At 68.8% G+C, this 13,286-nt stretch carries 12 protein-coding genes and 3 pseudogenes; 8 read left to right on the top strand and 7 right to left on the bottom strand.

Annotated features, from left to right (window positions below):
- Positions 1–522 precede the first annotated feature (522 nt).
- On the bottom strand, positions 523–1,503 hold the full coding sequence (locus NRF20_RS42280; protein ID WP_413754271.1) for a pirin family protein: 981 nt from the start codon (positions 1,501–1,503) through the stop codon (positions 523–525).
- 128 nt (positions 1,504–1,631) lie between these two features.
- Between NRF20_RS42280 and NRF20_RS42275 the strand changes: the two genes are divergently transcribed.
- Positions 1,632–2,120 carry a carboxymuconolactone decarboxylase family protein gene (locus NRF20_RS42275; RefSeq protein ID WP_398629252.1) on the top strand — a complete coding sequence of 163 codons (489 nt, stop codon included), beginning with the start codon at positions 1,632–1,634 and terminating at the stop codon, positions 2,118–2,120.
- Between the two features lie 417 nt (positions 2,121–2,537).
- On the opposite strand, the gene NRF20_RS42270 is transcribed toward NRF20_RS42275, so the two are convergent.
- The gene (locus tag NRF20_RS42270; protein ID WP_413754679.1) at positions 2,538–2,810 is read right to left on the bottom strand and encodes a hypothetical protein; all 273 of its coding nucleotides are present in this window, start codon (positions 2,808–2,810) and stop codon (positions 2,538–2,540) included.
- A gap of 93 nt (positions 2,811–2,903) precedes the next feature.
- Between NRF20_RS42270 and NRF20_RS42265 the strand changes: the two genes are divergently transcribed.
- From NRF20_RS42265 to NRF20_RS42255, 3 genes and pseudogenes are all read left to right on the top strand, one after another.
- Positions 2,904–3,311, top strand: coding sequence for a molybdopterin-binding protein (locus NRF20_RS42265; RefSeq protein WP_398629254.1), 408 nt, complete (start codon positions 2,904–2,906; stop codon positions 3,309–3,311).
- Positions 3,312–3,344: 33 nt separating this feature from the next.
- A pseudogene (locus NRF20_RS42260) lies at positions 3,345–3,748 on the top strand (hypothetical protein); the annotation flags it as partial.
- A gap of 75 nt (positions 3,749–3,823) precedes the next feature.
- The gene (locus NRF20_RS42255) at positions 3,824–4,306 is read left to right on the top strand and encodes a molybdopterin-dependent oxidoreductase (protein ID WP_413754270.1); all 483 of its coding nucleotides are present in this window, start codon (positions 3,824–3,826) and stop codon (positions 4,304–4,306) included.
- A gap of 25 nt (positions 4,307–4,331) precedes the next feature.
- Here the strand turns inward: NRF20_RS42255 and NRF20_RS42250 are convergent.
- A pseudogene (locus NRF20_RS42250) lies at positions 4,332–4,532 on the bottom strand (TOBE domain-containing protein); the annotation flags it as partial.
- Between the two features lie 287 nt (positions 4,533–4,819).
- On the opposite strand from NRF20_RS42250, the gene NRF20_RS42245 reads away from it, so the two are divergent.
- The 4 genes and pseudogenes from NRF20_RS42245 to NRF20_RS42230 all read left to right on the top strand — a co-directional run.
- Entirely contained in the window at positions 4,820–5,215 is a 396-nt protein-coding gene (locus tag NRF20_RS42245) for a molybdopterin-binding protein (protein WP_398629256.1), read from the top strand.
- A 107-nt stretch (positions 5,216–5,322) separates the two neighbouring features.
- On the top strand, positions 5,323–6,135 hold the full coding sequence (gene modA / locus NRF20_RS42240) for a molybdate ABC transporter substrate-binding protein (RefSeq protein WP_398629257.1): 813 nt from the start codon (positions 5,323–5,325) through the stop codon (positions 6,133–6,135).
- A 79-nt stretch (positions 6,136–6,214) separates the two neighbouring features.
- Positions 6,215–8,164, top strand: coding sequence for an ABC transporter permease (locus NRF20_RS42235; protein ID WP_413754269.1), 1,950 nt, complete (start codon positions 6,215–6,217; stop codon positions 8,162–8,164).
- A 51-nt stretch (positions 8,165–8,215) separates the two neighbouring features.
- Positions 8,216–8,347: pseudogene (locus NRF20_RS42230) on the top strand (LysR family transcriptional regulator); the annotation flags it as partial.
- 12 nt (positions 8,348–8,359) lie between these two features.
- On the opposite strand, the gene NRF20_RS42225 reads toward NRF20_RS42230, so the two are convergent.
- From NRF20_RS42225 to NRF20_RS42210, 4 genes are all read right to left on the bottom strand, one after another.
- The gene (locus NRF20_RS42225) at positions 8,360–9,142 is read right to left on the bottom strand and encodes an SAM-dependent methyltransferase (protein WP_398629259.1); all 783 of its coding nucleotides are present in this window, start codon (positions 9,140–9,142) and stop codon (positions 8,360–8,362) included.
- A gap of 472 nt (positions 9,143–9,614) precedes the next feature.
- Positions 9,615–10,631: a TolB family protein gene (locus tag NRF20_RS42220; RefSeq protein ID WP_398629260.1), complete on the bottom strand. Its 1,017-nt coding sequence runs from the start codon at positions 10,629–10,631 to the stop codon at positions 9,615–9,617.
- Positions 10,628–11,926: an MFS transporter gene (locus tag NRF20_RS42215; protein ID WP_398629261.1), complete on the bottom strand. Its 1,299-nt coding sequence runs from the start codon at positions 11,924–11,926 to the stop codon at positions 10,628–10,630. Before NRF20_RS42215 ends, NRF20_RS42220 begins: the two co-directional genes overlap by 4 nt.
- On the bottom strand, positions 11,926–13,272 hold the full coding sequence (locus tag NRF20_RS42210) for a discoidin domain-containing protein (protein WP_398629262.1): 1,347 nt from the start codon (positions 13,270–13,272) through the stop codon (positions 11,926–11,928). Before NRF20_RS42210 ends, NRF20_RS42215 begins: the two co-directional genes overlap by 1 nt.
- Positions 13,273–13,286 lie beyond the last annotated feature (14 nt).

The raw sequence follows: 13,286 nt of genomic DNA, 5'->3' as shown, positions 1-13,286 counted from the left end.
ATTCATCCGCGCAGGTCATAGGCCACCCAAGACACAACGACGCAGGTCAGCCCGGCCCCATAGACAACTTCATGAGGCACGTACCGAGATCGTCGGCCTGGATCGCACCGGGGAGCGAGCCGCCCTCATGCAGGGACGTGACGTTACGGACGCCGTGATTTCTGCGAGCAATCCGGAATGCACAGGGTGCGTCACGCCGTAGCAGGGCCATCAAAGGCAAAACGAATGTAGCAATGCAGCCATTTCGCTCACTACCCGGATTCGCACAGCTCGAGCGACTCGTGGTGAGCACTGGCCAAGCAGGGTCGGCGTCGACGGTTCGGTGACCCCACCAATCCGATTGCGCATCAGTATCGTCAGCAAAGGGTCAGCAAGTGTTCGATCAGACCTGGTCGCAGGTGCCAACACATGCAACTGCCAACCGCCCGAGGAGCCAACCCACGGCAGGCACAACTGCGTCCCCCCGCCGCACCGGCGAGGGGACGCAGCGAGAGCACACGACGGGAATCACCGGCGGGCCCATCACCCCAGGTCAGCGCACCCGCCCCGCGGTTTCAGCGCCACCGACGGCAGTGCGGGAGCAGGCAGCCGGCCGCCGTCGTAGCCGTGCACCTCACCAAAGCGGGAGCCCTCCACCCACGCTTGCCGGGCCTCCTCGATTTCCTCGTGGGAACGACCGATGAAGTTCCACCACATGACGATCTGTTCCTCGAACGGCGTCCCGCCGAGCAGGACTACCCGAGCATCGGTATCCGTCTCGTTCGCCAGCGTCAGGGTGCCGCTTCCCGTGCCGACGTAGCCCAACTCCGCCGCGTGGAGGATTGTTCCAGCGATACGGACATCCCCGCGGTCGACGAGAAGGCCGTGCTCGAAGCCGGTGTCGATGTCAAGCGTGGTCGTCGAGCGCGGCTCAAGGATGAGTTCGGCACCGAGCAGGGGCGTGAAGGTCCGCACCGGAGAGGTGTCACCTGCCAGCGTCCCCAGGAACACTCTGACTTCGGCTCCGTCCACCCGGACCGGGCTCGGGACGTAGTTCTGGAAGTCCCGGCCGGTGTGCCGGTGTTCTTCGGGAAGCGCCACCCACAGCTGGACGCCATGGAGGATCGTGGTGCGAGTGGTGGAGACTTCCGAGTGGCTGATGCCGTGCCCGCCCGTCATGAGGTTCAGCTCACCAGGCCGGACGAGCGCGTGGCTGCCCATGCTGTCCCGGTGCTCGATCTCCCCGCTGAACAGCCAGCTCACCGTCTGCAGTCCGGTGTGCGGATGGGGCGCGACGTCCATGCCGTCCGTGTCGGCGACGTCGTCGGGGCCGTAGTGGTCGACGAAGCACCAGGCCCCGATCAATGTCCGGGCCCGCTGCGGCAGCGTACGCCGTACCGTCATCGCCCTCGGACCGCCCAACGGGACGTCCCGCGCGGAGAGGACGTCGACCTTCGGCACATGATCACCATGGCCCGATGTCCCGCAGCGAAGCTCGGTGGGATCCCTCTCGATGTTGCTCATCGCACACCCCTCTCACTCAAGGACTATTTCATGTTCAACAATTGCTTCTGATGATAAGCCGATGTGTTGCCGGTCAGGCGCACGACAGAGCGAGCGAGGGCCGGGAGCGGCCCGTGAAGGAGTCCAGGTTGAGTGACACGGCAACAGGCCCCGTGAGCAAGCGGGTCTTCGTCGACAAGCAGAGCCCGAAGGCCTACCACGCGTTGGTCGAGACAGCCGAAGCGGTACGCGCGGTCGCCGCCGACGCGGGACTGGACCGCACGCTCGTGGAACTGATCGATCTCCGCGTGTCACAGATCAACGGCTGCGCGTACTGCCTCAACGTGCACACCCGTGCCGCACTGCGCGCCGGCGAGACCACCCAGCGTTTGGGTGTGCTGGCCGCCTGGCGCGACACCGAACTCTTCACGGCGCGGGAACGCGCGGCACTCGCCCTGGCGGAGGCTACTACCGAACCCGCGAACGCCGTGGCACAGGAGAGCGCCTACGACGCAGCCCGCCAAGCCCTCACCGACGACGAGATATCCGCAGTGATCTGGGTGGCTATCACCATCAACGCGTTCAACCGCGTCTCCATCCTGAGCAAGCACCCAGTGCACGGGATCCCCCAGCAGTGATCCGGTTTCACCCATTCCGGGCGCCGGGACACCGCACGCTCATCTCCCATCGAGATGACTGACATCCCGAATCACCGCATCAGGTGAGAAAGCACGAGGGGCGGGCCGGCGCTTGTGCCTGCGTGACGGCATCGGAGAAGCTGCCGGCCACCGCACAGCACTTCCGCCCGAGCCGGGCTTCCCGGCTCGCCCCCTCACGAAGGTGCACATGCCCGCATCACGAAGGAGACCGGCGCCAGCCCCTCCCAGGTAGCCCTGAGCTGGATCGCCGACCGCCCGGGCGTGACCGCGCCGGTATTCGGCACCCGCACCGCAGAACCGCCGACGGGGCCATATGCCGTCAGGGCGTTACGCAAGCACGACTCCGGGAAACCCCTGTCGGCGCCCTGGCCGGCTGTCGGACCGAGAGGACACTCCTCAGGGCTGGTGCGTGGTGTGTTCGCCGCTGGTGATCCTGGTGTTCGGCCGGCCGCTCTGGTCGAGTGCGGCGGCCCAACTGGCCAGCAGCTTGAGACGGTCGTCCGATGCGGTGCCGGGCTCGGCACTCAGCGCGGTGAGCGTCAGACCCGGGTCGGTCGGTACGGGAAGGACCTCGAAGGCAAGGGTGAGGTCGCCGACGGCCGGGTGGCGGAGGGGGCATCCACCGACATCGGCACTTCGGTGGCGTCGCTGGTCCGGACGGTAGGCGATGCGGGCTCATACGCGAGGGGAGCCCCTGGCGTCCGGCCCGGGAAGGTCGGAGCCGGTGCGCTGGTGAATCCCGCCTTGGCCTAGAGTGCCCAGGTGCCTTCGTACAGCATTGGCCAGGCAGCGGAGCTCTTGGCTGTGAGTCCCGAGACCGTTCGCCGTTGGGCCGACGGTGGCCACCTCGCGATGGACCGGGGCGGGTCGGGGAACCGGGTGATCCACGGTGCGAGCCTGGCGGCATTCGCCAAAGAGCGCGCCGCAGGTCTGCATCCGGTGCCCGGTGAGGTGCTGACGTCGGTGCGGAACTCATTCGCCGGGATCGTCACCGCTGTGAAGGTCGACGACATCGTGGCTCAGGTGGAGATCCAGTCCGGGCCGCACCGGCTGGTGTCACTGATCAGCCGCGAGTCCGTCGACGAGCTCGGCCTTGAGGTCGGGGTCATGGCAACGGCGCGAGTGAAGTCGACGAACGTGCACATCGATCGGCTGGGCAGCCAGAACTGAACTGAACAGGGACCACTTCGGTCAGCGGCACAGCAGTGCAGCCTGCAGGTCGAGTCTGCGGTCGAGTTCGAGAACGTCCGTCTGAACGATCGTGGCGAAGTCACGACGGCCGCGTTCCGCCAGTACCGGGTGCCTCAGTACGCCGGCATCCCCGCGCGGAGGTCCACTTCATGGCGACCGCCGATGCGATCGGCCCGCTGGGGGCGAAAACGATGGGCGAGAGCCGCTTCGATCCGATCGCCCCGGCCTTCGCGAAAGCGCTACGGGACGCGACCGGAATCCGGTTCACCGAACTGCCCCTGACCCGCGACCGCGTCCGGCTCGCTCCGGCCCAGTGCCCGGGCCGGGCGATCCGTGGGCGGATGACCGGAGGATGCCACAGAGCATCTTGCCGGGACCTCACAAAAGCGAGGCTGCAGACGGATATCGCCTCATAGTTGCGATTCCATGGGCCGATGACGGGGCATAACTTCTGGCAGCCGCCCTGCGGGCCGTCCGACCTGGGGAATCCGATGAGCCGACTCAGCCCGCTACCCCGCACACCTCGTGTACGTGCCGCTTCTTTCGCCCTGCGCGGGGATGTCGACCGACCGGCCACACTGACGGTGCGGGACCTGCGGGAGGGATGGCAGCAGCACCGGACCGAGGTCGTCTTCGACTGTGCCACCAGCGGCCCGCAGCGCCACAGCTTCGAAGGTCCACTGCTGCGCGAGGTGGTCCTGGGCGCCGGCCCTGCCTTCGCCCCGCAACGGCGCAAGAACCGTTCCCGTTTCCTGCTGGCCGTCACCGGTCGGGACGGCCACCACACGGTGCTGTCCTGGGCGGAGATCGACGCCGACTTCGGCAACACCCCTGTCCTGCTCGCCACCCGGATGGACAATCAGGAACTGGACACGGTCGGTAGCCAGCTCGTGGTACCCGCCGACCGCTGCGGCGCGCGCTACATCAGCGCCATCACACGCGTATGGGTCGGGGCGTGGGCAACTCCCGGGTAGAACGGAATCGCCTCCCACCCGAAGATCAGACCGCAGCCAGGGAAATCTCCGTCGACTTGATCAGTGCGACGACGGACACCCCGGACGCGAGCTCCAGATCGGTGACCGCGTCCTTGGTGATCGCGGCAGTCAGCTCGCCGCCCTCGACGGAGATCTTGACGCTCGCCATGGCGCCCCCGGTGACGACATCGGCGACGATCCCGGGGAGCTGATTGCGGATGCTCAGGCTCATGAAGAAGCGCCTCGAATTCGGGATGAAATGCCAGATATCTCCTTGTCTGATGTCTTCACCGCAGATACCTGTCATGTTGCCGACTGGAACTCCTGTCGCAGGCGCGAGGGCGATCCGGCGAGCCACCTGGCAAATCGGAGACGGCGTTCGCGACCTGCGCCTCAAGCCGGTGAGCCCCGCCCACAGGACCTTTGGGCCTTCCTCTGAACAGTCACGCATCTGCCATGGAGTTTCGCATTACAGATTGTTATTGCGAGCCCACAGCCCCTAATGTGTCGCACATGCAGTCCTACACGATCGGACAGGCCGCACGTCTGCTCGGCGTCAGTCCCGATACGGCCCGCCGCTGGGCGGATGCCGGACGGGTCGCGACCCACCGCGAGGAGAGCGGGCGCCGCCTCATCGACGGCCGGGACCTGGCCGCGTTCTCCATCGAGGTGGCCCAGAGCGGCACCGGCGAGGACGACGCGTCGTACACGTCGGCCCGCAACGCCTTCCCCGGCATCGTCACCGCCGTCAAGCTCGGCGATGTCGCGGCCCAGGTCGAGATCCAGGCCGGCCCACACCGACTCGTCTCTCTCCTGACCCGGGAAGCGGTCGAGGAACTGGGGCTGGAGGTCGGCATGCAGGCAACCGCCCGCGTGAAATCGACCAGCGTGCACATCGACCGGACCTGAGACAGCACCCTGTGCCCCACCAAGCGGCGTCGCCCGTTCCCGGCGCGGCTCACCACCATCCGCTCGGGCGGCACCAGCCGACCGCGTCCCCAAGGAGTCCCACCCTCATGTCCCTCACCCTCACCGGACGACGTACCGCAGCCGCGATCGTCACGGCGGCGCTCCTCATTCCGCTGACCGCCTGCGGCAGCGACAACGACAACGACAAGAAGGACTCGGGCGAGAAGGCCGCTGAGTCCGCCACCGGCGCACCGAAGGCCGATCTGACGGTTCTGGCCGCTTCCTCGCTCACCGATGTCTTCAAGACAGCCGGGGCGGCGTACGAAAAGGAACACCCCGGCACCAAGGTGACGTTCTCCTTCGCCGGCTCGCAGGAACTGGCCGCCCAGGTCAAGCAGGGTGCGCCTGCCGACGCCCTGGTCACCGCAGACACCAAGACGATGGACGGCCTGAAGTCCGACACCGGATCCCCGGCCATCATCGCCAAGAACCGTCTGGTCATAGCCACCGGCAAGGGCAACCCGGAGAAGGTCGAGAACCTCAAGGACCTCGCCGACCCCAAGCTGAAGGTGGTGCTCGCCGCCCCCGAGGTGCCGGTCGGCCGCTACAGCCAACAGATCCTGGACGCCCAGAAGATCGACGTGAAGCCTGTGTCCCAGGAGCCCAACGTCCGCGCCGTACTCAGCAAGGTCGAACTCGGCGAGGCCGATGCCGGTCTCGTCTACAAGACGGACGCTGCCGCAGCCACCGACAAGGTCGACGCGATCGACATCCCCGACGCGCAGAACGCTGTCGCCTCCTACCCGGCGGCGACCCTGAAGACCTCCAAGAACACCGAGGCCGCGACCGCGTTCGTGAAGTGGCTGTCCACCCCTGAGGCCCAGAAGATCCTCCAGGACGCCGGCTTCCAGCAGCCGTAGCCGGTTTCCACCTGTGAGGGCCGCCCACTCCCCCGGACGGGGCGGCCCTCACAGGTACTTCGAGCATCAAGGATCTTCGATGAGACGCCTCCGCAGCCGCGCACCGGGCCCCCGCACACCTGTCGCCCTGGCGATCCCCGCACTGCTGGCCATCGCCTTCCTGATGCTGCCACTGACCGGGATCCTCGCCCGCACCTCGTGGGGCGACCTCGGCTCCCACTTGACCAGCCCGGGGACCACCCAGGCGCTGAAGTTGTCGCTGCTCGTCTCCGCCTGGGCGCTCGGCCTCTCCCTCGTTCTCGGCGTCCCGCTGGCCTGGCTGCTGGCCCGCGTCGACTTCCCCGGCAAGGCATTCGTCCGCTCCCTCGTCCTCCTGCCGATGGTCCTGCCGCCCACTGTGGGCGGCGTCGCCCTCCTCATGGCCTTCGGCCGCCGCGGCCTCGTCGGCCCCTGGCTGGAGAACACCTTCGGCATCACATTGCCGTTCCACACCTCCGGCGCTGTCCTGGCCGCCACCTTCGTCGCGATGCCGTTCCTCATCATCAGCCTCGAAGGGGCACTGGGCGGACTGCATCCCCGTTACGAGGAGACGGCCGCTTCTCTGGGTGCCTCGCCGGTCAGGGTGTTCTTCACCATCACGCTCCCCATGGTGGCCCCCGGACTCGCCGCAGGCGCCGCCCTGACCTGGGCGAGAGCGCTGGGTGAGTTCGGTGCGACCATCACATTCGCCGGCAACCTCCCCGGCACCACCCAGACCCTGCCGCTCCAGGTATACCTGCTCCTCCAGGACAACCCGGAGGCCGCCACCTCGGTTTCCCTGCTGCTCCTCGCCATCGCCATGGTGGTACTCATCGCGCTGCGCGGACGCTGGACCGGCACCCCGAGCACCGCCGCGACTGCCCCACGGCCCCGGGGCGAGGAGGCTGATCCCGGCCGTCCGGCGGACGCACCTACTGCCGGGCCCGTCCATACCGATCCCGAAGCTCCCCAGCAGGGGTGGCCGCTGCGCGCCGAGGTCACAGGCTTCAACCAGCTCACGCTCGACGCGGAGCCCGGTACCACCATCGCCGTCGTCGGCCCCAACGGCGCGGGCAAGACCACCCTCCTGCGTGCTCTCCTCGGCCTCACCCCACGAGCCCACGCCGCACTGCGGCTCGGAGACCTCGACGTCAGCAGCCTGCCTCCGCACCGCCGCGGCGTCGCCTGGGTCCCCCAGGACGGCGCCCTCTTCCCTCACCTCTCCGCGCTCGCCAATACCGCCTACGGGCTGCGCGCCCGCGGTGTGCCGCGCACCGAGGCCCGCCGCAGCGCCCAGAAGTGGCTCGACCGCCTCGGCGTCGGGCATCTCGCCGCCCGCAAGCCTGCGGAGGTCTCCGGCGGACAGGCCCAACGCGTCGCGCTGGCACGGGCCCTGGCCACGCGCCCTCGCCTGCTCCTCCTTGACGAACCCCTGGCCGCCCTCGATCAGACCACCCGTGCGCACGTACGCCACACCCTGCGCACCCACCTCGACACCTTCGGCGGGGTCTGCCTGATCGTCACCCACGACCCCGTGGAAGCCATCTCCCTCGCCGACCGGGTCCTCGTCCTCGAAGACGGCCGCGCTCTGCAGGACGCCCCGCCCTCCGAGGTCACCCGCCACCCCCGCTCCCCCTGGGTAGCGCGCATGATGGGACGCAACGCCTGGCCCGGCACCTCCGCCGAGGACGGGCTCCAGTTCCCCGGCGGAGGTCGACTCCTCATTGCGGACCCCCTGCCGGCCGGAACGCCCGCGCTGGCGGTCATCGCCCCGGAAGCCGTCTCCGTACACCGCGACAAACCGGGCGGCAGTCCACGCAACATCTGGCCGGGCACCGTCCGCGAGATCACCGCCAGCGGCAGCCGCCTCCGGATCCTCATCACCTCACCCAAGGCACCGGACCTTGTCGCCGAGATCACCCCACAGGCCGCCGCCGAACTCGGCCTCGCCGACGGCGTGCCGGTATGGACGAGCATCAAGGCAACCGAAGCGACCATCGTGCCCCTGTAAAAGACCGGGGCATCGAGCGCAGGGGGGCACGCTGCTGCGTCAGCCGGGTGCCTGGTCGTACTCGTCCGGAAGCGGTTCTTCACCCGCGCCGCGGCTCCCTGTTTCGTGTCCCCGCCGTCCCCGTCTGCGGCGATCCGCAAACTCGAACACGGCCTGGGTGTCCCCGTCGTGCGGCGCGGGAGACGGTTTCGACTTCTACACCTTGCGGGCGACGAATCCCCACTGATCGACCGGTTCAAGGCCCTCTTCGTCCGCTCGCCAGAGGGTGATCGACCCGAATCCGGGCTCGACCAACTCCATCCCCTCGGCGCTCGCGAGGATCTCCTCCGGCTGGCGCACCAGGTACGGCGGAGTGTCGCCCGCCGCGTAAGCCTCCTGCGCAGCCAGCGTCTGGGGCGTGGCGACCGTGTCGCAGAGGACCAGATAGCTGCCCGCCACTGTGCCGGTCATGTACTGGTGCATAAGGTCGATGCCGTCCTGGGGCTGGAGGTGTCCCAGCGTGGAAAGCACCATCACGGCCACGGGTCGTGTCATGTCCAGGGTGCGCGCCGCTTCCTGGAGCACCCGCTTGGCTTCCAGCATGTCCGCGTGCACGTAGTCCGTCATCCCGTCCGGTGCACTTGTCAGCAAGGCGCGGGCGTGTGCCAATACGAGCGGGTCGTTGTCGACGTACACGATGCGAGCCTTCGGCTCGACGCTCTGTGCGACCTCATGGGTGCTGTTTTGCACGGGAAGCCCGGTCCCGATGTCAAGGAACTGGGATATTCCCGCTTCGGCCAGATACCGCACCGCACGCGCCTGAAAGGCCCGTGACGCCCGGGCGAGTTCCCGCGTCTGGGGGTAGCTCGCGATGACTTGATCTCCCAGCTCCTGGTCCACTGGATAGTGGTCCTTGCCGCCAATCCAGTAGTTCCAGACGCGGGCCGAGTGCGGAACAGCGCTGTGGAACTGGTCTGCGTTGTATGCCTCGTGTTTCATAACACCTGTTTCTATCACGGTAGTTAACGCCTCACGCCGTTGCGGCAGCCTGTCAGGCAATCACGCAGCCGCCCCTTCGTGAACGGTTGGTACTTCGGGCGGTCCGCTGGGCACGGCGGCACCCCCAAGCATCTCACCGCAGGTCAGCGAACCCGACCCCGTGGCTAACGCTCTGACTTCGGCTCCGTCCACCCAATACTGCAACGCCTCGCGGATGTGACGATCCTTCTGGCGTTCTTGCCACTCTTCGCACCCACGCCCCGATCCCTCGATCCGACCGGGGCGGTGCACGTCAGAACGGAATGGCGCTCTGAAATGGTCCTGGAGCAGCAATGGTTGGTAGATGCCGAATGGAGAAAACAGCCTCCGACCCGGAGTCTGCCGGCCCACGAAACCATGCCACCGGCGTACCGCTCGGCAGGGACGACGGCAGCCCTGCTGGGTCGGCTGCTTCTGCCCCGGTCCGTCTCGCTCAGCCCACCGCCACCGGTGACGATCCGCCCGCCGCGGCCACGCGGGGTGCCCCGGTACCGTCTGCGGGGACGGTCCAGATGTCGCTCGCCCGGCCGGCCGCGCCCGGCAGCGCGTAGGCGACCGTGCCGTCGTCCAGCCAGGCCGCCTGGTCGTCGACGCTGCGTGACTCGGCGAGCGGCGTCTCACGCATGGTCCGCAGGTCGAGGACGTACAGCCGCCAGGGCGCGGCCGGGTCGTCGGAGACCTTCTTCTTGAAGGCGATCCGGGAGTTGTCGGGCGACAGGGAGGGACACTCGACGTTCTGTCGCAGCGCCTTCGCCGACCAGTTCTTCATGTTCCCCTCGACGAGGTAGGTGCGGCCCTTGGTGGAGACGGTCGCGTAGAAGCGGTTGTCGTCGCGGGCGAAGGTCACCCCCCAGTAGTTGACGTCGGGGGCGTGGTAGCGGACACCGTCGATGGTGAGGGGGATCTCCTCCATGGACTTGATGAGGTAGCCGGTGCGCAGGTCGAGGACGGCGGTCCGTGTGGAGAAGGCGGTGGTGGCGTAAGAGTCACCGGTGGCGAACACCGTCCAGGACAGCATCCGCCCGGAGGCGGAGACGCGGGCGCGGGTGGGAAGGCCCGGCACGGTGATCCGGCGCATCTCGCGCAGTCGCCGGTCGAGAACGATCGCGTATGTCTTCGGCAGCACTCCGGGCACGGCGCGCAGGCAGAGCGCGGTGTCACCGGAGGCGTAGAACCGGTCACAGGCGGGGCCGCCGGGGGTGCGGGCGCCGGGGGTTCCGGCGAGCGGTTGATGCGCGACGCGTCCTGTGACCGTGTCCCGGAAGTACAGCGCGGGCCCACCGAGAGTGAACGAGGCATCTGCGTCGGCTCGTTGCCCCTCCGACCGGCTTTCCGCGTGCAGGGCGTACCCGACGGAGCCGCCCGCGAGGAGTAGCACCGCGGCCACCACGACGGCGATACGGGCCCGTGGGCCCAGCGGGGTCGCGGGTCTTGGGAACCTGGCAGTCATGCGGTCCGCCTCTCGGGGATCGGGGATCGGGGCCCCTCGGGGGCCGGGGGGCCGGACGGGTTGCGCGGCAGCAGTGCCCAGCCGCCCGCGAGCGCAGCGAGCAGAGCAGATATCGCCGCCCACAGCGCGGGGCGTGGCCCCCACACCGTCCACGCGGCGCCGAAGCCCGCGGCGGCGAGCATCCGGGCCAGCGCCTGGCCGGTCTGGAGCAGGGCGAGTCCGCCCGCCCTGCCGTCGGCGGGCAGCACTGGTCCGGTGAGGGCCATCAGCACCCCGTCGGTGGTGGCGTAGAAGACGCCCAGCAGCACGAGGACGGGCACAAGGAGAAGCGGGGCCGGGCCGCCGGTCGGGGCGAGAAGCGTGACGTACACGCCGAGCAGCGCGACGTGTCCGTACAGGAACGGCAGCCGTCGGCCGACCCGGTCCGCGATCCGGCCCGCCGGGACCGCGAGCAGCAAATAGCACGCCGCCGCGCCGAGCGGCAGCAGCGGGAACCAGCCGACGGAGAGGCCGAGGCGGCGCTGGAGCAGGAGGTAGACGAAGGCGTCACCGACGGTGGCGGCACCCAGCAGGGCGGCGGCTGCGAGAATCCGCCGGAAGGCGGGATCACGGAGTGCCCCAAATGTCTTTCGTGCACGGGGAGTCGAGTTCGTGGGTGGTGTCGGGTGACCCCCGGGAACGTACAGGACGAGGATCAGTACCCCGAGCAGGCCGACGCAGAAGCTGACGACGAACACCGCGTCGTAGGCGTCGGCGGTCGCCCAGAGCAGGGCGAACGCGGCGAGCGGGCCGAGCAGGGCGCCCGTGGTGTCCATCGCCCGGTGCACGCCGAAGGAGCGGCCGAGCGCCTCGGGCGGGCTGCTCAGGGTGATCAGCGCGTCGCGGGGTGCCGTGCGGATGCCCTTGCCGACCCGGTCGGTGGCGAGGGCGGCCGCGATCCCGGCGGTGGCGCCGCCCGCGAGAAGCAGGCCGAGCCGGGAGCAGGCGGAGAGGGCGTAGCCGATCCCCGCGACCCGTTTGTGCCGGCCGCCGCGGTCGGCGGCGTGCCCGCCGAGCAGCCGTACGACGGCAGCGGCGCCGTTGAACAGGCCGTCGAGGAAGCCGAATTGGAGGGGTGAGAGACCGAGTCCGAGGACGAGGTAGAGCGGCAGCACCGCGGTGACCATCTCGGAGGAGATGTCGGTGACGAGGCTGACCGTGCCGAGTGCGAGGACGGTGCCGGGGACCCGCCGGCCCGCCCCGCCGGTGCGGGGCGGGGCCGGCGTGTCCCGGCGGCCTGTGGTCGCCAGGTACATCAGTGGCAGGTGTACTTCGGGCTGGTGTCCTTGTTCTTGCCGTCGGTGCCGACGTAGTTCCAGCTGTAGCCGGAGTCGGTGAAGTCCATCTTCAGGACGCCGTATTCGCCGCTGATCCGCTTCTGGCTGTTGGGCTGGACCTCCTCGATGGGGTAGGGCTCGGCGCCGCCCATCCCGCCGACGATCTCGGTGATCCCGTCGGCGACGGCCTTCCCGTCGGGGTTCTGTGGGGCGAACCGCTCGTAGTGGTGGTCGTGTCCGTTGAGCACGAGGTCGGCCTTGGCCCCGTAGAGGATCTTCCAGACCGGCCTGCTGACCGGGTCGTTGCCGTGTCCGCCCGAGGAGTACAGCGGGTGGTGCCAGTAGGCGGCGATGCACGCCTTGCTGTTCTTGGCGAGGTCGGCCTTGAGCCAGTCGATCTGCGCGCTCTGGTCGAAGGAGTTGGAGTCGAGGGCGATGAAGTGCCAGTTGCCCTCGTCGAAGCTGTAGTAGCTCTTGCCCTGGGGGTACGCGATGGCCCCGAAGTACGCCTTGTAGCCGGCCAGCGCCCCGGCCGGGTCGTACGTTTCGTGGTTGCCGGGCACCGGGCGCGTCTTGTCCTTGAAGGCGCCCCAGGTCTTGTCGTAGTAGGCGCGGAAGTCGGCGATCCGGGCGTCGTCGTACTGGCTGTCGCCCATCGTCAGATAGAACTTCGGATTGAGCTTCTGGGCCAGTGCGGCGGTCTTGGGGTGGGCACAGTCACTGTCGGAGGCGGTGCACTGGGCGGCGATGTCACCGGCGGCGACCACGGTGAAGGCACCGGTCTGCGGGGGCGCGCCGTCGAAAGTGCCGTACACCTCGGCCTCATGCAGCGAGTAGCCGTAGGCAGTGCCGCGCGCGATGCCGTACACGCGCAGGTAGCGGCCCTTGCCGGAGAGGGCAGGCCAGTCGTCGGTGCCGCCGTTCCCGGCCGTCTCATTGGCGAGCTGGGTCCAGGTGGTGCCGTCGGCGGAGATCTCGATCCGATACGCCTTGGCGTACGCGGCCTCCCAACTCAGCGCCACCCGCGTGACGTTGGCGGTGGCACCGAGGTCGACACGTATCCACTGCGGGTCCTCGCCCTCGGCGCTCGCCCAGCGGGTGGCCGGGTCGCCGTCGAAGGCGTTCTGCGGCCCGAGGCCGGAAGCTTCGCTGGAGGAGGCGGTGGCGGGCTTGCCATGCGAAATAAGGGGGTCGGCGGCGGCGTCGGCCCGGTCGGGGTAGGCGAGCAACAGGCTTCCGACGAGGAGGAGTACGGCGGCGATGACCACGCCCACCGTACGGCGCCGCGTGGGCGTGAGGAGTGGAGCTGAGCCGTTCAGGTGCATCCCTGGACTCCTGG

It is taken from the genome of Streptomyces sp. R-74717 (assembly GCF_047305335.1).
Taxonomy (GTDB): domain Bacteria; phylum Actinomycetota; class Actinomycetes; order Streptomycetales; family Streptomycetaceae; genus Streptomyces; species Streptomyces atratus.
This window is presented reverse-complemented; position numbering and strand designations above follow the sequence as displayed.